The sequence below is a fragment of the Pseudoponticoccus marisrubri genome, from assembly GCF_001482405.1.
Lineage (GTDB): Bacteria > Pseudomonadota > Alphaproteobacteria > Rhodobacterales > Rhodobacteraceae > Pseudoponticoccus > Pseudoponticoccus marisrubri.
In genome coordinates this window covers 201,940-220,284 of record NZ_LPXO01000001.1, presented here as the reverse complement: position 1 = coordinate 220,284, position 18,345 = coordinate 201,940, and the positions used below count along the sequence as shown (strand labels likewise).

Below are 18,345 nucleotides of genomic sequence, written 5' to 3'. Positions count from 1 at the left end.
AATTGTACAAGATGATCAGCCCAAGGCCCGCAGCAGCAGCTCCAGCGCATGTGCCGTGGCCGCATCACGCACCGCGGCGCGCCCCGGCGCGCCATGCTCCAGCGTCTCGCTTGTCACCCCGTCCGGACCGGCCAGCGCGTAGCAGACCCGCCCCTCGGGCTTGAACTCCGACCCGCCCGGCCCGGCGATGCCGCTGATCGCCACGGCAAGATCCGCCCCCGCCGCTGCGCGGGCCCCGCTGGCCATAGCCCGCACCACCTCTTCCGAGACCGCGCCATGCGCCTCCAGCAGGTCCGGGGGCACGCCCAGCATCTCGGTCTTGGCGCGGTTCGAATAGGTGACGAAGCCGCGCTCGAACATGTTGGACGAGCCTGCCACATCGGTGATCGCGGCCGAGACCTTGCCCCCCGTGCAGCTCTCCGCCGTGGTCACCGTCCGGCCCGTCTCGACCGCGCGGCTCACCAACCGCGTCGCAATGTCATGAATGCCGGTCACGAGGCGCCCCCACTTTCATCTTTCCATAAATACTCGACTCCCCCGCGGGCCACCGGCGCCACGCCGGGTCAGAGGAGGACCAGGTGGAACAGGCCGGCCAGCGCGATGGCCCCAAGTGCGGCAAAGACACCGGCCACCACGTCATCCAGCATCACCCCCAACGCCGTGCCCATGCGGTCGGCGCGCCCCACCAGCCAGGGTTTCCAGATGTCGAACAGGCGGAACAGCACGAAACCGGCAACCCAGCCCGGCCAGAGCCGTAGAACGTCGACCCCCATCATCTGCGCGCCGTAGCTGACGGGGAAGAGGGCGATCCACATGCCCACAAGCTCGTCGATCACCACCCAGGACGGGTCGCTCTCACCACCAGCCGTGACGGCGCGCGTCGCGGCCAGTCCCAGTGCGAAAGCGCCAAGGGTGGCCAGCGCCAGGAGCCAGAACCCGCCCAGCAGGTGCAGCGCCCAGGCCAGCGGGATCGCGACAAGACTGCCCCAGGTCCCGGGGGCCGGGCGCAGGAACCCCACATAGAGTAGCGAGGCCAGGGCCCTCATGCCGTCACCAGCGTCGCGGTGGCCAGCGCCGCGATACCCTCTTCGCGACCGGTGAAGCCCAGCCGTTCAGAGGTGGTCGCCTTGACCGAGACGCGCCCGATCTCGACGCCCAGGATGCGCGCTATTTCTTGCTGCATGGCAGCCGCATGGGGGCCGATCTTGGGCCGTTCGCAGACCAGCGTGACGTCGACATTGCCCAGATCGAACCCTTTCGAACGGGCCAGCTCCACCGCGTGGCGCAGGAAGATCTCGCTGGCCGCCCCCTTCCATTGCGGGTCGGAGGGCGGGAAATGGCGGCCGATATCGCCCTCGGCCAGCGCGCCATAGATCGCGTCGGTCGCCGCATGCATGCCCACATCGGCGTCAGAATGGCCCTTCAGGGCGCGGTCATGCGGCACGCGCACGCCGCAGAGCACCACGTGATCGCCCGTGGTGAATGCGTGTACATCGTACCCGTTGCCCAGGCGCACATCCATGCGAGGCTCCAGCAGCTTGGCGGCCCGGGCGAAATCGCCGGGCGCGGTGATCTTGATATTGCTCTCTTCGCCCGGAACGATCGCCACCTCAAGCCCCGCGGCGCGCGCCACCTCGACATCGTCGGCGGCGGTCCCGTCATGGGTGCGATGCGCCTGCAGGATCGCATCGAAGCGGAAGCCCTGCGGCGTCTGCGCCCGGAACAGCCCCTCGCGACTTTGCGTGCCCGTCACGCGACCGCCGGCCCCGGTCCAGAGCGCATCGGTCACGGGCAGGGCCGGGGCGGCACCGTCATGGGTCTCAAGCGCGGCCAGCACGGCGCCGATCACCGCGGGCGAGACGCAGGGCCGCGCCACATCATGGATCAGAACACGCTCCGGCGGATCCTGGGCCAGCGCCTCGAGCCCGGCCAGGACCGAGCCCGCGCGGCTGCCCGCGCCGGGGACCAGCGTGACGAGCAGGCCCTCGGCCACGCAGGCGGCCCGGGCCTCGTCCTCGGGGTGGATCACCAGGATGATGCGGCCATGCGGGGCCAGCGCCTGCAGGGTCCAGCGGGCGACCGGCGCCCCGGCGACCGCCTGCCATTGCTTGGGCAGCGGCCCGCCCGCGCGCGTGCCGCGCCCGGCCGCGACGATCACGATTCCTGTTGTCGCCCCGCGGCCCGTCATGCGCCCCCCTTGTCCCATGCGCCTGTCTTAGGGGCAGTTGCGGGCCGGCGCAATCGACCCGCTGGAAGCGCCCAAAAAACAGGCAAGCGACAAGGGGCCGCGCGGATAACAGCCGCTAAATGTTGTATCCGACCCGGGCCGACAGTACCTCGGAAACAGATGCACAAGGAATAAGCAGGTGTCCCTTTCCCTAGGATCCCGACAGATCGCGCCCCCCGTCCTGCTGGCCCCGCTGGCCGGCATCACGGATCTGCCCTTTCGCCGGCTGGTCTCGGGCTTCGGCGCGGGGCTGGTCGTCTCAGAGATGATCGCCAGCGGCGAGTTCCTGACCGCGCGCCCCGGCACCCGCGAGAAGGCCGAACTGGGCGCCGGGATCGAGAACACCTCGGTCCAGATCGCGGGGCGGGAACCCGGCCCCATGGCCGAGGCCGCGCGGCAGGTTGCCGACATGGGCGCGCGGGTGATCGACATCAACATGGGCTGCCCGGCCAAGAAGGTGACCGGCGGCTGGTCGGGCTCGGCGCTGATGCAGGTGCCCGATCACGCGTTGCGCCTGATCGAGGCCGTTGTGGGCGCGGTGGACGTGCCGGTGACGCTCAAGACCCGTCTGGGCTGGGATGACGACCACCGAAACGCCGCCGATCTGGCGCGCCGGGCCGAGGCGGCGGGCGTGCGCATGGTGGTGATCCATGGTCGCACGCGCTGCCAGTTCTACAAGGGCCGCGCCGACTGGGCCGCGATCCGAGAGGTGGTCGAGGCGGTGCAGATCCCCGTTGTGGCCAATGGTGACATCACCGATGCGGCCAGCGCGCGGCAGGCGCTCGCGCAATCCGGCGCGGCGGGCGTGATGGTGGGCCGGGGTGCACAGGGCGCGCCCTGGCGGCTGGCCGAGATCGCCGCGGCGCTTTACGGCGCGCCGCCCGTCCACATCCCCGAGGGGCGCGCGTTTTGTGACATGGTCGCGGACCATTACGAGGCGATGCTGGGCTTCTATGGCACCACGTTGGGTGGCCGCGTCGCCCGCAAGCATCTGGGCTGGTACATGGATCGCGCCGGCACGCCGGCCGCGCTGCGCCAGCGCCTGCTGACCGAAAAGGACCCCCGGGCGGTGCTGCAGCTGCTGCCCGACGCGCTGATCCGTAACCGGGCGGAGGCCGCATGATCGACCCTGACATCCAGTCCCAGGTCTGGTCCTCGCTGCCCGTCCCGGCGATCCTGATCGACGCCGACGAGCGCATCGCCGATCTCAACCCCGCGGCCGAGGGGTTCCTGAACAACTCCGCCAAGTGGCTGACCGGCCAGCCGATCTGGGACCGGCTGGCAATCGACGCACCGCTGGAGGAAAGCCTCGCCCGGGCCCGCGCCAACGGCACGCCGCTTTTCGTCAACGACGTGGACGTGGGCACCGGGTCGCGCGCGCCGCTGGTCTGCAACCTCCAGATCGCGCCGCTGCAGGGCAGCCCCGGTTGGATGGTCATGCTGATTTCCCCGCGCGAGCTGGCCGGCCGCATGACGCAGAGCCACAGCGTCAAGTCGGCGGCCAAGTCCGCCATCGGCATGGCCGAGATGCTGGCCCACGAGATCAAGAACCCGCTGGCCGGCATCACCGGGGCGGCGCAGTTGCTGAGCATGAATCTCGGCCCTGAAGACCTTGAATTCACGGATCTTATCGTGGCCGAGACGCGGCGCATCGTGAAGCTGCTGGAACAGGTCGAGCAGTTCGGCAACCTCTCGGCCCCCGAGCGCCGGCCGGTCAACATCCATGACGTGCTGGACCGGGCGCGCCGCTCGGCGCTGCTGGGCTTCGGCGCGCATATGAAGATCATCGAGGATTACGACCCCTCGCTGCCCATGGCGCTGGGCGATCCCGACCAGCTGCTGCAGGTGGTGCTGAACCTGCTCAAGAACGCCGCCGAGGCCGCCGACCCGCTGCAGGGCGGGCGCATCCGGTTGCACACCTATTTCGAGCACAGTTTCCGGCTGCGCCGCGCCGACGGCTCGGGCCACACGCTGCCGCTGCAGATCGAGATCATCGATGACGGGCCCGGCCTGCCACCGGACATCAAGGGCGACATCTTCGATCCCTTCGTGTCGGGCCGCGAGAACGGCACCGGGCTGGGGCTGGCGCTGGTCAGCAAGATCATATCCGACCATGACGGGTGGATCGCCGTGGACAGCGTGCCCGGCCGCACCGTCTTTCGCATTTCACTGCCCCGCGCGCCGGGGGATCCACAGGAGACCACGTGATGGATGGCACTGTACTGGTTGCCGATGACGATCGCACGATCCGCACCGTGCTGACCCAGGCCCTGACACGGGCCGGCTGCAAGGTGCATGCCACATCGAGCCTGACAACGCTGATGCGCTGGGTGGGCGAGGGCAAGGGCGACGTGGTGATCTCGGACGTGGTCATGCCCGATGGCAACGGGCTCGAGATGCTGCCCAAGATCTCGCAGGACCGGCCCGGCCTGCCGGTGATCGTGATCAGCGCGCAGAACACGATCATGACGGCGATCCAGGCGGCCGAGGCCGAGGCCTACGACTACCTGCCCAAGCCCTTCGACCTGCCGGACCTGATGAAGCGCACGGCCAAGGCGTTGGAGACGCGCAACCGCACGCCCACGCGCGAGGAGCCGGTGGTCGGCGCGGACGAGCCCGACGAGCTGCCGCTGGTGGGCAAGACCCCGGCCATGCAGGCGCTCTACCGGCTGGTGGCGCGGGTGATGAACACCGACCTGCCGGTTCTGATCACCGGCGAATCCGGCACCGGCAAGAGCCTGATCGCCCGCGCGTTGCACGATTTCTCGGACCGCCGCACCCTGCCTTTTGTCACCGTCACGGCGGCCGACCTGATGGATCTGGACGGGCCGGCCCGGATCCTGGCCCGGGTCAAGGGCGGCACGCTGCTGATCGACGAGATCGCCGACGTACCCGACGAGATCCAGGCCCGGATCGTGCGCATGATGGACGTGCCGGGCGATCACGTGCCGCGCTTCCTGGCGTCGTCGCAATTCGACCCCTCGGCGCTGATCGAGCAGGGCAAGGTCCGGCAGGACCTGTTCTACCGCCTGGACGGGGCGGCCATCGCCGTGCCCAGCCTGCGCGAGCGGGTCGAGGACATCCCGCTTCTGGCGGATCACTTCCTGCTGCGCTCCGAGCGGGAGGGCGCGCCCAAGCGCTGGCTGTCGGAAGGGGCGGCGGATCTCTTCCGCGTCTATTCCTGGCCCGGCAACGTGCGCCAGCTGGAAAACGCGGTGCGCCGGCTCAGCCTGACCTCGCGCACCGAGGAGATCAGCCGCGCCGAGGTCGAGGCGGTGCTGGGCAACCAGCCCGAGACCGGCGCGGTGCTGCGCGGCGGCGACAGCGACAAGCTGGGGGAATCGGTGGCCCGCCACCTGCGGCGCTATTTCGACCTGCATGGCGCGGCGCTGCCGCCGCCGGGGCTCTATGGTCGGATCATCCGCGAGGTCGAGGCGCCGCTGCTCGAGATCGCGCTGGAGGCCACCGGCGGAAACCAGGCGAAATGCGCCGACCTGCTGGGCATCAATCGCAATACTTTGCGCAAGAAGATCACCGATCTCGATATTCGCGTGACACGCCGCCGCAAGTTGATGTAAAAGGGCCACATAACTGTGGCGCCGCCGCCTCTGCGTGGCGAAAAGACCACATGATATGGCGGTCGCTGCCTTGGGCAGCACATCATTATGAGGTTTGGCTGTGGCCACGCGGGCACGTCCGTTGACCAGTCCCACCTTTTGGGAACGACTTTCGCGCCTGCGCCGCCGGCGTCACGTGCAGAACGTGATGACGCTGGCGCTGGTGTTGCTGGGCCCGGCGCTGGCCGGGGCCACCTTCGCCGTGCTGGGTCCGCTGGACACCGGCGCCTCGGCCCTGTCGCTGCGGCTGGTGCTGCTGGCCGACCTTGTCTACGTGCTGCTGATCGCGGCGCTGGTCATGGCGCGCGTGGCCCGGATGATCGCGGATCGGCGCGCGCAATCGGCCGGCTCGCGGCTGCACCTGCGGCTGACCGCGGCCTTTGCGCTGATGGCGCTGCTGCCCACCGTGACCGTGGCGGTCTTTGCCGTGCTCACCATCAATATCGGGCTCGAGACATGGTTCTCGAACCGGGTGCAGAACGTTGTGGGCGCCTCGCTGGCGGCGGCCGAGGCCTATGAGGAGGACCAGCGCGCCGCCCTCGAACAGGACATCCGCGCGCTGGGGGGGTTCCTCGATGCCAGCCGACGCGCCACCTTCATCATGGATGACGGCGAGCTGCGCCAGGCGCTGAGCCAGGGTCAGGGCCAGATCCAGCGCGGCCTGCGCGAGGCTTTCGTGATCGACGGGGCAGGGGACATCCGCGCGCGTGGCGAGCGTTCCTACCTGTTCGATTTCGAAGAGCCGGGCAGCGACGTGTTCGAGACGGCCGAGGCGCAGGGCGTGGCGCTGGTCGCCGACTGGGACAACAACGAGCTGCGCGCGCTGATGCCGCTGGGCGCCTTCGTGGACCGCTATCTCTATGTCTCGCGCGAGGTGGATGGCGACATCCTCGACCTGCTGGACGAGACGCAGGAGACCGCGCGCTTCTACCAGCAGCAGGAAAACGAGCGCGGTCGCCAGCTGTTCGATTTCGCGCTGCTCTATCTCGGCTTTGCCGTGCTGCTGATCCTCGCCGCGACGTGGGCCGGGCTGTGGTTTGCCGAACGGCTCAGCCGTCCGGTGGGCAAGCTGACCGGCGCGGCGCAGCGCGTGGGCTCGGGCGATCTGGATGTGCAGGTGCCCGAGGAAGAGGGCGATGACGAGATCTCGATGCTGGGGCGCTATTTCAACCAGATGACCCGGCAGCTGAAGGCCCAGCGCGAGACGCTGCTGGAAAACACCCGCCAGATCGAGCGCCGCCAACGGCTGTTCGACTCGGTGCTGACCTCGGTCACCTCGGGCGTGGTCGGGCTGGACGCCAAGGGCAAGGTGACCTTCGTCAACCGCTCGGCCGAGCGGCTGCTGGGCTGGCACGAGACGCATCGCTCGGACCCGATCATGGTGGCGGTGCCGGAATTCGGCCCGCTCTTCGAGCGGCTGCGCACCGAGCGGCGCGAGGTGGCGCAGGAAGAGGTCAAGGTCAGCCGCGAGGGCCGGCTGGAGCACCTGCTGGTGCGGCTGTCGCGCCGGCGGCGGGCGGACGGCTCGCTCGAGGGCTACGTGATCGCCTTCGACGACGTGACCGACCTTGTCAGCGCGCAGCGCATGGCGGCCTGGGGCGACGTGGCGCGGCGCATCGCGCACGAGATCAAGAACCCGCTGACGCCGATCAAGCTGTCGGCCGAACGCATCCGCCGCAAGTTCGGGCGCGAGCTCGAGGGCGCCTCGGCCGAGAAGCTGGAGAGCATGACCGAGGTGATCGTGCGCCAGACCGACGATCTGCGCCGCATCGTGGACGAGTTCTCGAAATTCGCGCGCATGCCCGAACCCGAACGCCGCCCCGAGGACCTGTCCGAGATCCTGCGCGGCGCGGTGCTGCTGCAGGAGACCGGCCTGCCGGACGTGACCTTCCGCACCGAACTGCCGGACGAGGCGATGCCGGCCGAGCTGGACGCCACCATGATCGGGCAGGCGTTGACCAACCTGATCAAGAATGCGGGCGAGGCGATCGAGGGGCGCATCGAGCGCGGCGCGCCCGAGGATTACGCCCCCGAGATCCGCGTCTCGGCCAGCATGCAGGACGGCTGGGCCGAGATCGCCATCATGGATAACGGCATCGGCCTGCCCGAGGACCGCGCGCGGCTTTTCGAGCCCTACGTGACGACACGCGACAAGGGCACCGGGCTGGGTCTGCCCATCGTCAAGAAGATCATCGAGGAACATGGCGGCACGCTGGCGCTGGACGACGCGCCGGCCTTCGGCCCCGACGGGCATGTGGGGGCGCGGGCGCTGGTCCGCCTGCCGCTGACCCGCGCGGCGCTGGCCGGCGCCGAGGCGAGCTTGGAACAGGTTTGAGAACGTGAAGGTAAGAGGCAAGGCATGAGTGACATCCTGATTGTGGACGACGAGCGCGACATCCGCGAGCTGATCGGGGACATCCTGGAAGACGAGGGCTTTACCACGCGGCTGGCCGGAAACAGCCAGGACGCGATGACCGAGATCAACGCCGAGCCTCCGGCGCTGCTGATCCTCGACATCTGGCTGAAGGACAGCAAGATGGACGGGATCGACATCCTCAAGACCGTCAAGCGCGACAATCCCGACATTCCCGTCGTCATCATCTCGGGCCACGGCAATATCGAGATCGCCGTGGCGGCGATCAAGCAGGGCGCCTACGACTTCATCGAGAAGCCGTTCAACATCGACCAGCTGCTGGTGGTGATCCGCCGCGCGATGGAGACATCGCTTCTGCGCCGCGAGAACCAGCAGCTCAAGCGCGGCGAGGTCAAGGCGGCCGAGATGGTGGGCGAGAGCCCGTCCTTCCGCGGGCTGGTCAGCCAGCTGGACAAGGTGACCAAGTCCAATGGCCGCGTCATGCTGACCGGCCCGGCCGGCAGCGGCAAGGAGGTGGCGGCGCGCTATATTCACGGCCGTTCCAACCGGGCGCGCGGCCCCTTCGTCACCGTCAACTGCGCCGGCGTCGAGCCCGAGATGATGGAGGCGATGCTCTTCGGACGTGAAAGCGCCAAGCGCGGGGTCGAACCGGGCCTGCTGGAGCAGGCGCATGGCGGGGTGATCTATTTCGACGAGGTGGCCGACATGCCGGTCGGCACCCAGTCCAAGATTCTGCGCGTGCTGGTCGACCAGCAGTTCACCCGCGTGGGCGGCAATGACAAGGTGCGGGTCGATTTGCGCGTGATCTCCTCGACCAATCGCGACCTGCAGACCGAGATTGCGCAGGGCCGTTTCCGCGAAGAGCTCTATCACCGGCTGAACGTGGTGCCGATCGCGGTGCCCTCGCTGGCCGAGCGGCGCGAGGACATCCCCGTGCTGGCACAGTATTTCATCGAGAGCTGCCACCAGGGGCAGGGCCTGCCCATGCGCGCGCTCTCCGAGGACGCGGTGGCGCTGATGCAGACCATGACCTGGCCCGGCAACGTGCGCCAGCTCAAGAACCTGGTCGAGCGGGTGCTGATCCTGGGCGACGGCACCGGCCCGATCGAGGCGCGCGAGCTGCCGCAGGAGGGCGGCCGCGAGGATGGCGGCGAGGATCGCGTGGTGCTTTCCGGCACGCTGGCGACGCTGCCCCTGCGCGAGGCGCGCGAGGCGTTCGAACGCGAATACCTGATGACCCAGATCAACCGCTTCGGGGGCAACATCTCGCGCACCGCCTCCTTTGTCGGGATGGAGCGCTCGGCCCTGCACCGCAAGCTCAAGTCGCTGGGCGTGGTGACCTCGGCCAAGTCGGGCGGACGGGTTGCCCATGTCGACCATCCGATGCAGGAAGTGTCCTGAGAGCCGCGATGAACACGGGGGGCGGGCAATGATCCTGCGGATGGTTTGGGCACTATGCCTGGGGTTGGGCCTGCTGGCCGGCTGCGGCATGCCCGAGGACAAGCTGGCCAATGGCGAGGCGCGCGCCTTCACCGCCACCCAGAACACCGAGGAGGCCAAGGTCATGGCGCTGACACAGGCGCTGATGGATCTCGGCCCCGGCGTGGACCCGGCCGAGGCACGCCGCGCCGCCCGCATCGCGGTGATGGAGCCGCTGGTCTGGGCGCGCGAGTGGAACGTGACCGACCCGCCGCTGCTGCACAACATGAAGGTCAATAACGGCCAGCGCCCGCGCGGGCTGTGCAAGGACTGGGCCGACGACCTCGAACGCGCCATGCGGGCCGAGCGCTTCCGCACCTTCGACCTGCACCGTGCCATCGCCAATTCGCGCAACATCCGGCTGGAGCATTCCACGCTGATCCTGACCGCGAAGGGCGCGCCGATGGAGACCGGCATCGTGCTGGACCCGTGGCGGCAGGGGCTGGGCCGGCTCTACTTCGTGGGCGTGACCGAGGATCCCCGCTATGTCTGGGAGCCCCGCCAGCAGGTCTTTGCCTGGAAGCGCGACTGGAAGGCCCGCGCCCGCGCCGAGACCGCCGCGCAGTGAGCGCGCATCCCGGGCCGGATGGCCCCGGGCGGGGCGGGGCGCCCCGGTCCGGACCCGCCCCTGTTCCCCGGACGTTGACCACGGCGCGGCGCCGTGCCATGCCGGGCGTCAGGCGGTGTGAGGGCAGGCCATGAAGGTCATCATTTGCGGGGCGGGCCAGGTCGGCTGGCAGATCGCGCGGCACCTGTCGGGCGAGCGCAACGACGTCACGGTGGTGGACAACAATCCCGATCTGGTGCGGCGTGCCACCGATACGCTGGACGTGCAGGGCATTGCCGGCTTTGCCTCCTACCCGGACGTGCTGGACAAGGCCGGTGCGCGCGATGCCGACATGGTGATCGCCGCGACCTATTCGGACGAGGTGAACATGGTCACCTGCCAGGTCGCGCATTCGGTCTTTTCCGTGCCGCGCAAGGTCGCGCGGCTGCGCGCGCAATCCTACCTGACGGCGATCTATTCCGATCTCTACCGGCGCGATCACATGCCCATCGATGTGGTGATCAGCCCCGAGAAGGAGGTGGCCGAGGCCGCGCTGCAGCGCCTGGCCGCGCCCGCCGCCTTCGACACCGAGATCTTCTTCAACGGCGACGCGCAGCTGATGGGCCTGTCGGTGGATCCCGACTGCCCGATCGTGAACACGCCGCTGCGCCAGCTGTCGGACCTGTTCTCCACCCTGCGCGCGGTGGTTGTGGGGGTGCGCCGCGAGGGCACGCTCTTCTCGCCCGAGCCGGGCGACCAGCTCTTCGACGGAGATTCGGCCTATGTGATGGTGCATCGCGACGACATCCGCCGCACGCTCGAGATCTTCGGCAAGCAGGTCCGCAAGCAGGAGCGCGTGGTCATCGTGGGCGGCGGCAATGTCGGGCTGGCCGTGGCCAGCGCGCTGGAGGGCCAGGAGGAGCGCGTCCGCGCCAAGGTCATCGAACGCTCGCGCAAGAGCGCCGAGCGCGCCGCCGAGGAGCTGGAGCGCACCATCGTGCTGCATGGCGACGGGCTGGATGCCGCGCTGCTGTCCGAGGCCGGTGTCGAGCGCGCCGATGCCGCGCTCTGCGTGACCGATGACGACAAGACCAACATGCTGGTCGCGGTGCGCGCCAAGGCAAAGGGCTGTCCCATGGTGATCGCGTTGATCAACGACCCCACGCTGGTGCCGCTGATGGAGCCGCTGGGGATCGACGCCTATATCAACCCGCGCGCCACCACGGTCAGCTCGATCCTGCGCCACATCCGCCACGGGCGGGTGCGTGCGGTCTATTCCATCGGCGATGCCGAGGCCGAGGTGATCGAGGCCGAGGTGCTGTCCACCTCGCCGATCTCGGGCGCGCGCATCCGCGAGATCGACTTCCCCGAAGGCGTGCTGGTCGGCGCGCTGAAGAAGGGCGACAAGGTGGTGCGCCCCACCGGCAGCACCAAGATCGAGGAGGGCGACCTGATCGTGATGTTCGCCCTCAGCAAGGACGTGCCCGAGGTCGAGCGCCTGCTGCAGGTCTCGATCGATTTCTTCTGATCCCCGATGGCGGCGATTCGCGCGCTCCCCTTCGTCCTGATCGTGCTGGGCCTCGCCTCGGTCTCGATGATCGTGCCGGCGGTCTATGCCCGGGTGCTGGGCGAATATCACGACGCGCGCAGCTTCTTCTATGCCGGGCTGCTCGGCGGCATCCTGACCGCGCTGGTCGGCATGGCGCTGGCCAATCGCGAGCACAACCGCCACGCGCTGCGCCAGCTGGTCGGGCTGGCCGCGGTCTTCGTCTTCCTGCCGGTCTTCCTGGCCGTGCCGTTCCACGAGGCGGTGCGCAACACCAGCTTCACCAGCGCCTATTTCGAGATGGTCTCGGCCCTGACCACCACGGGCGCCACCCTGTTCGAGCCGGGCCGGCTGTCGGCGCCCGAGCACCTGTGGCGGGCGCAGGTCGGCTGGATGGGCGGGCTGCTGATGTGGGTGGCCGCGGCGGCGATCATGGCACCGCTGGCACTGGGCGGGTTCGAGGTGACCGCCAGCGGCGAGCCCGGACAGGCCGATCTGCAGGGCGCGGCGCGCAGCGCGGTCTCGGATCCCGGACAGCGGCTCTGGCGCAGCGTCGAGGCGCTCTTTCCCGTCTATACCGGGCTTACCGCCGCGCTGACGGTGATGCTGCTGGTGGCGGGCGATCCGCCGCTGGTGGCGCTCAGCCATGCCATGGCCGCCATGTCGACCTCGGGGATCTCGCCGGTGGGCGGGCTCGAGGCCGCGCCCAGCGGCATGGCGGGCGAGATGATCCTGTTCTGCTTCCTCGTCTTCGCCCTGTCGCGACTGACCTTCTCCAGCGACACGCGGATGGAGCGTGGGCTCTTGCACGACCCCGAGTTCCGGCTGGGCCTTGCCATCGTCGCCGTGGTGCCGGTGCTGCTCTTCCTGCGCCACTGGTCGGCCGCCTTCGACGTGGGCGACGAGCAGAACTGGCAGGCCGGGCTGCGCGCGCTCTGGGGCGGGCTCTTCACGGCGCTGTCCTACCTGTCCACGACAGGCTTTCTCAGCGCGGACTGGGCCACGGCGCAGGGCTGGTCGGGCCTGTCGACGCCGGGTCTGATCCTGATGGGGCTGGCGCTGGTGGGCGGCGGCGTGGCCACCACCGCGGGCGGGGTCAAGCTGCTTAGGGTCTTCGCGCTCTACCTCAACGGCAAGCGCGAGATCGAGCGGCTGATCCATCCCTCCTCTGTGGGGCGGGTCGGCGCGGCGGGGCGGCGCATCCGGCGCGAGGGCGCCTTCATCGCCTGGGTGTTCTTCATGCTCTTCGCGATCACCATCGCGGCGCTGACCGTTCTGCTGGGCCTGACGGGGCAGGGATTCGAACCGGCCACCGTGCTGACCATCGCGGCGCTGTCCAACACGGGCCCGCTGATCGAGGTGGCGCCGGCCGTCCCGATCGACCTGATGGGCATGGCCTGGCCGGCCAAGCTGCTGCTTTGCGGGGCCATGGTGCTGGGCCGGCTGGAACTGCTGGCGGTGATCGTCATGTTCACGCCCGACATCTGGCGCGACTGAGCCCGCCGCCCTGCGGCGAACGGGCGCGTGTTGCCGGAATGCCAAGCCGCGCGCTTGCCGGGAAACGCATTATTTTTCGGCTGGAAACTCCGCCGCGCGCGCGACATACTCCGGCGGAACGAGGGCCGCCCGCCGTACCGGGCATCGCAAGAAAAAAGGCAATTTCAGATGGCTTCGGACAGACAGAACCTTCAGGACGCATTTCTCAATCACGTTCGCAAGACCAAGGTGCCCGTGACCGTGTTCCTGATCAACGGCGTCAAGCTGCAGGGCGTGATCACGTGGTTCGACAATTTCTGCGTCCTGCTGCGCCGCGACGGCCAGTCCCAGCTGGTCTACAAGCACGCGATCTCGACCATCATGCCAAGCCAGCCGATCAACCTGTATGACGGCGAAGGGGACTCTTGAAGGAACACGCCCCGCATGTGACCCGCGCCTGGGTCCTGCATCCCGACATCAAGAGCGACCCGGACCGCCGGGACGCGCCCATGGCGCTGGACGAGGCCGTGTCGCTGGCCCATGCGCTGCCCGACCTCGAAGTGGTCGGCCACGAGGTCGTGCCCCTGCCGCGGCCCCAGCCCGGCATGCTGTTCGGCTCGGGCAAGATCGCCGAGCTGGCCGAGCGGCTGAAGGCCGCCGAGGTCGAGCTGGTGCTGGTCGACGGCCCGGTGACCCCCGTGCAGCAGCGCAACCTGGAAAAGGAATGGAAGGTCAAGCTGCTCGACCGGACCGGGCTGATCCTCGAGATCTTCTCGGACCGCGCCGCCACGCGCGAGGGCGTGCTGCAGGTCGAGATGGCGCACCTGTCCTACCAGCGCACCCGGCTGGTGCGCGCCTGGACCCACCTGGAACGCCAGCGCGGCGGGCTGGGATTCGTCGGCGGCCCGGGCGAGACGCAGATCGAGGCGGACCGCCGCGCCATCGACGAGCAGCTGGTGCGCCTGCGCCGGCAGCTGGACAAGGTGGTGCGCACGCGTGACCTGCACCGCAAGGCGCGCGCCAAGGTGCCGTACCCGATCGTCGCGCTGGTGGGCTATACCAATGCCGGCAAGTCCACCCTGTTCAACCGGCTGACCGGGGCCGAGGTGATGGCCAAGGACATGCTCTTTGCCACGCTGGACCCGACCATGCGCAAGGTGACGCTGCCCACCGGGGCGGACGTGATCCTGTCGGACACGGTGGGCTTCATCTCGGACCTGCCGACCGAGCTGGTCGCGGCCTTCCGCGCCACGCTGGAAGAGGTGCTGGCCGCCGACGTGGTGGTGCATGTGCGCGACATCTCTCATCCCGAGACGGATGAGCAGGCCGCCGATGTGCGCGCCATCCTCGAAAGCCTCGGCGTGGCCGAGGAGACCGCCCAGATCGAGCTGTGGAACAAGATCGACCTGCTCGACGCGGACGAGGCCGAGGCGCTGCGCCTGCGCGCCACGCGCGAGGACGGCGTCTTTGTCGTCTCGGCCCTGACCGGGCAGGGGCTGGACGAGATGCTGCAGGCCGTGACCCGCGCCTTGGGCGAGGAACGGCGGCGCGAGGAACTGGTGCTGGGCTATGATGAAGGGCGCAAGCGCGCCTGGCTGTTCGAGCGCGGCCTTGTCGAGGGCGAGCAGCAGGGCGAGGACGGCTTTCGCCTGCAGCTGAACTGGTCGGCGCGCGACCGCGCCCGCTTCGCGTCGATGGACTGACCGGGCGCGGCCGGGTCTCAGATCAGTGGTGCATCGTCCGCCAGCACGCGCTCGGCAAAGGCAAGCCTCCGGATCTGGCGCCGGGACGGGCGCGCCGGTGTGTTGGCCCAGACCCAGAGCGCAAAGCCCCCCTGCAGTGCCAGCCGCACGAGCGGATGGGTCTGTGCGTCGCCATAGCCCGCGATCAGCGCGGCGCGGCCGGGCCCAGCGTCTCCGGGACCCAGCGTCGCAAGGTCCAGCGCAAGGGTGAAGAGATCGCGCAGCGGTTCGTCCTCGCGTCGGTTCTCGACATCCAGCCCCCAGACCGTACCGCTGGCATCTAGCATCAGGTTCGACAGCGTCATGTCGCGATGCGTTATGGCGCGGGTGGCGGAGCGCCCCGCGGCCGCCACCATGCGGGCCTGCACCGCGCGGGCGGCCCGGGTGAAGCCCGGCAGGTCGGGGATGGCGCGGTTGCCGGCCTCGCCCGCGGCCACCAGCCGGTCCAGCCAGTTGACCTGACCTTTCGGGTCGAAGCGCGTCTCGCGCAGGCTCAGCCCGTGCAAGGCGCGCAGCCAGTGTCCCGCCGCCCGGGCCAGCCTTGGATCGCCCCGGTCCTGCCAGAGCGTGGCCAGGTCGTGGCCCGGCACGGCCTGCATGGCCAGCGCAAGATGGTCCTCGTCGAAGAAATGCACCGCGGGCACGCGGCAGGGGCCGTCCTGCAGCGCCGGGGCGAGCTCGGACTGCCGGCGGGCCTGCGCGCGGGCGCGTTCGGCCGCCTCGGGCGCCCAGGTCTTGACGACAAGCGGCCCCTCCGGCCGCTCGGCCCGGAACAGGTGCGCCTGCCGCGCGCCCTCCGGGCCCATGGGCACCGGGGCAGGCTGACCCCGCGCAGCCAGCGCCGCGGCCGCGCGCGCCTGCGCGGCGGCGCGCCTCACGGTTTCACGAGCCGTGTGATGCCCACCGAGGCGGCGCGCGCCAGGTCGATATCCAGCGACATGGGCACGTATTCGCCGCGCCGCCAGAGCTGGCCAAGGTCGTCGTAATGGCGCGACAGGAAATGCCCCGATTGGCCGGTGGCATTGATGAAGACCGAGCTGTCGGGATCGGCGAAATCATAGACCCCGCGATAGCCCGCGCCGTGCACATTGGCGAAGGGATCGGGGTCGCGCCCCGAGGTCACGCCGCGCATCAGCGTGTGATCCCCGCCCGAGGTGGTCTGGCGGATGTTCACGAAATAGCGCAGCAGCGGCACGTCCCCCAGCACCTCGTGCTTGTGGGTGACAGCATGAGCATCGCCCCAGCGCAGGCTTTCCAGCGCGCTGCCATGAGTTTCCTCGATCCAGATCAGCGCGTCATCCAGCGCCAGCCGGGCGATGTCGGTGCAGGTCTCGCGCGGGGCCGAGCGGCGCACGTCGCACCAGATCGAGGCGCCGTCCACGTTGCGAAAGACCCGCTCGATGAAGAGCGGCTGCACATGGGTATAGGCATCGGCCAGGGGCCCGAGGTCGTCGCGGATCAGCCGGTCCTGCAGGGCGCGCAGCCAGGCGGCATAGATCAGCGGCTCGGGCAGGTGCTCGTTCATCGCGCCGTTCCACTCGGCCAGCAGCGCCAGCGCGCGCTGGCGGCGGCGTTCCGGCGTGCCCTCGGGCAGGGTTTCCTCGGTATACCACAGGTCGGCGCCGATCAGCGGCAACAGGGTGCGCGCCACGGGCGAGACCGTGTCCAGCTGTGCCTCGACAAAGCTGTCCCGGGTATGCACCTTGCGCCCCTGCATCAGCCCGCGCCAGCGCTGCACGCGCTGGCTGTCGCCCCAGTGATAGCTGACATGGTTGGGAAAGGGCCGGTCGATCACCTTGTTGTTGGTATTGCCCACGATGCCACCCACGGGGGCCAGGAATTCGGGGTTCGAGGTATAGGGCAGCGCGCCCTGCCAGCGGTTGGTGGCGATCCAGCCGGGGCTGGGCAGGCGTCCGCGGCTCTGATGGGCGGGGTCGCGGCGCGGCATGGTGCCGATCAGCTTCATCGCCACCGTGTCGTCATCGATCAGCGTCAGGTTCTGCGACGGCGCCATGAACCCGCGCGAGACCTCCAGCGCCTCCTCGACCGAGCCCGACATCATCAGCGCGATCGCGGCGCTGGCCGAGGTGTCCTCGGGCGAGAGCGCGGTCCAGGCCAGCGACATGACATGGCCCTGCGGGGTGATGTCGCCAAGGTTGAACTGCGAGCCGGGCAGGACGGGGCCGTTCTCGGTCCAGCGCAGGGTGATGGTGATCGGCGCGTGGTCCTTGATCTCGATGATCGTCTTGCGCGTGCGGAACCGCTTGAACCCGTCCGGCGTGCGGTACTCCTCGGGGTCGTCGGGGTTGAGCTCTTCGAGGAACAGGTCCTGGTCGTCGAGATAGCTGGAGGTCAGCCCCCAGGCCAGCGCCTCGGTCCGGCCGACCAACACGGTGGGGATGCCCGGGATCGTGCCGCCGATCACGCCACCCGATTGCAGCTCCATCCGGGCGAGATACCAGATCGACGGCGCCGAGAAGCCCAGATGCGGGTCGTTGGCCAGAAGCGTGCCGCGCCCGGCCGAGCGGTCTGGTGCCGCCGCCCAGACATTGGATGCGCCGGCCAGCCCGCGTGCTGGCACCGGGAAGAGCGGCGGGCGCGGGGATTGCGCGCTGGCATGGCGCGGCAGGACACCGGGGGCCAGCGCGGCGTAGTCGGGCAGGGCGGCGACGCCGGTGCCGGGGCTGTCGGGCAGGATGTCGGCCAGCCGCGCGGCATCGTCCAGCGCCAGCGAGGTGCGCGCGCGCAGCACCTCCTCCTCGAGATGGCCGGCCAGCTGCAGCGCCATCACCTTGATCAGCGCGATGCTGTCGGCCGGCTGCCACGGCGCGATGGCCGCGTCGAAGAGGAAATATTCCGGCGCCCCGCGGCCGAGGCTACGGGCGTTGATCTCGGAGATGCGCGCGTTGACGCCGGCGGCATAAGCCTCAAGCGCGTCCAGCGTGCGGGCGTCCTGATGCTCGACCGACTGCACCGCCAGCGTGTAGAGATCGAGCCGGCGCAGAAGCGTGTCGGTCTCGACCGTGGCGCGGCCGAACATCTCGGACAGGCGGCCCTGCGCGGTGCGGCGCAGCAGCATCATCTGCCACAGCCGGTCCTGCGCATGGGCATAGCCCAGCCCGAAAAACGCGTCGCGGTCCGACAGGGCAAGGATATGCGGGATGGCCGAGTTGTCGCGCACGATCTCGATATCGGCGGTGGTGCCCGCGACCGGCAGCGTCTTGTCATAGGAAGGCAGCGAGCGTGAGGCGAGGTAGTAGACGGTGGCCACGGCCAGCACGGCCAGCACGACGAAAGCGGTTGCTAGGCGCAGAAGCCACCGGAACACGCGCGCCAT

15 protein-coding genes are annotated in these 18,345 nt (G+C 69.4%); 10 read left to right on the top strand and 5 right to left on the bottom strand.

The features are described 5' to 3' along the window. Positions 1–15: 15 nt before the first annotated feature. From AVJ23_RS01065 to AVJ23_RS01055, 3 genes are all read right to left on the bottom strand, one after another. A complete protein-coding gene (locus AVJ23_RS01065) occupies positions 16–486 on the bottom strand; it encodes a CinA family protein (protein ID WP_240484503.1) in 471 nt (156 codons plus the stop codon). A gap of 77 nt (positions 487–563) precedes the next feature. Continuing rightward, on the bottom strand, positions 564–1,046 hold the full coding sequence (locus AVJ23_RS01060; RefSeq protein WP_058860297.1) for a phosphatidylglycerophosphatase A family protein: 483 nt from the start codon (positions 1,044–1,046) through the stop codon (positions 564–566). Further along, entirely contained in the window at positions 1,043–2,188 is a 1,146-nt protein-coding gene (locus AVJ23_RS01055; protein ID WP_058860296.1) for a bifunctional 2-C-methyl-D-erythritol 4-phosphate cytidylyltransferase/2-C-methyl-D-erythritol 2,4-cyclodiphosphate synthase, read from the bottom strand. The genes AVJ23_RS01060 and AVJ23_RS01055 overlap by 4 nt, the downstream gene beginning before the upstream one ends. A gap of 178 nt (positions 2,189–2,366) precedes the next feature. Here AVJ23_RS01055 and dusB point away from each other — a divergent pair, with 178 nt between their 5' ends. The 10 genes from dusB to hflX all read left to right on the top strand — a co-directional run bounded on the left by dusB (position 2,367) and on the right by hflX (position 14,969). Next, positions 2,367–3,350: a tRNA dihydrouridine synthase DusB gene (gene dusB / locus AVJ23_RS01050; protein WP_058860295.1), complete on the top strand. Its 984-nt coding sequence runs from the start codon at positions 2,367–2,369 to the stop codon at positions 3,348–3,350. Continuing rightward, the gene (locus tag AVJ23_RS01045; protein ID WP_058860294.1) at positions 3,347–4,435 is read left to right on the top strand and encodes a two-component system sensor histidine kinase NtrB; all 1,089 of its coding nucleotides are present in this window, start codon (positions 3,347–3,349) and stop codon (positions 4,433–4,435) included. Before dusB ends, AVJ23_RS01045 begins: the two co-directional genes overlap by 4 nt. Continuing rightward, positions 4,435–5,805, top strand: a complete 1,371-nt coding sequence (locus AVJ23_RS01040; protein WP_058860293.1) for a response regulator — start codon at positions 4,435–4,437, stop codon at positions 5,803–5,805. The genes AVJ23_RS01045 and AVJ23_RS01040 overlap by 1 nt, the downstream gene beginning before the upstream one ends. Positions 5,806–5,905: 100 nt before the next feature. Continuing rightward, entirely contained in the window at positions 5,906–8,179 is a 2,274-nt protein-coding gene (locus AVJ23_RS01035) for a sensor histidine kinase NtrY-like (protein WP_058860776.1), read from the top strand. A gap of 24 nt (positions 8,180–8,203) precedes the next feature. Next, positions 8,204–9,619, top strand: coding sequence for a nitrogen assimilation response regulator NtrX (ntrX, locus tag AVJ23_RS01030; protein WP_058860292.1), 1,416 nt, complete (start codon positions 8,204–8,206; stop codon positions 9,617–9,619). Positions 9,620–9,659: 40 nt separating this feature from the next. Beyond that, the gene (locus AVJ23_RS01025) at positions 9,660–10,265 is read left to right on the top strand and encodes a hypothetical protein (protein WP_240484478.1); all 606 of its coding nucleotides are present in this window, start codon (positions 9,660–9,662) and stop codon (positions 10,263–10,265) included. A gap of 130 nt (positions 10,266–10,395) precedes the next feature. Next, the gene (trkA, locus tag AVJ23_RS01020) at positions 10,396–11,772 is read left to right on the top strand and encodes a Trk system potassium transporter TrkA (protein ID WP_058860290.1); all 1,377 of its coding nucleotides are present in this window, start codon (positions 10,396–10,398) and stop codon (positions 11,770–11,772) included. A 6-nt stretch (positions 11,773–11,778) separates the two neighbouring features. Further along, the gene (locus AVJ23_RS01015; protein WP_058860289.1) at positions 11,779–13,287 is read left to right on the top strand and encodes a TrkH family potassium uptake protein; all 1,509 of its coding nucleotides are present in this window, start codon (positions 11,779–11,781) and stop codon (positions 13,285–13,287) included. A 168-nt stretch (positions 13,288–13,455) separates the two neighbouring features. Continuing rightward, positions 13,456–13,695: an RNA chaperone Hfq gene (gene hfq / locus AVJ23_RS01010; protein WP_058860288.1), complete on the top strand. Its 240-nt coding sequence runs from the start codon at positions 13,456–13,458 to the stop codon at positions 13,693–13,695. After that, a complete protein-coding gene (hflX, locus tag AVJ23_RS01005) occupies positions 13,692–14,969 on the top strand; it encodes a GTPase HflX (protein WP_496197019.1) in 1,278 nt (425 codons plus the stop codon). Before hfq ends, hflX begins: the two co-directional genes overlap by 4 nt. A 17-nt stretch (positions 14,970–14,986) precedes the next feature. Here the strand turns inward: hflX and AVJ23_RS01000 are convergent, their stop codons facing one another. Both AVJ23_RS01000 and AVJ23_RS00995 read right to left on the bottom strand, forming a co-directional pair. After that, complete coding sequence (locus tag AVJ23_RS01000; RefSeq protein ID WP_157772594.1) at positions 14,987–15,886, bottom strand: phosphotransferase; 900 nt, start codon at positions 15,884–15,886, stop codon at positions 14,987–14,989. Continuing rightward, the gene (locus AVJ23_RS00995) at positions 15,883–18,345 is read right to left on the bottom strand and encodes a penicillin acylase family protein (RefSeq protein WP_058860285.1); all 2,463 of its coding nucleotides are present in this window, start codon (positions 18,343–18,345) and stop codon (positions 15,883–15,885) included. The genes AVJ23_RS01000 and AVJ23_RS00995 overlap by 4 nt, the downstream gene beginning before the upstream one ends.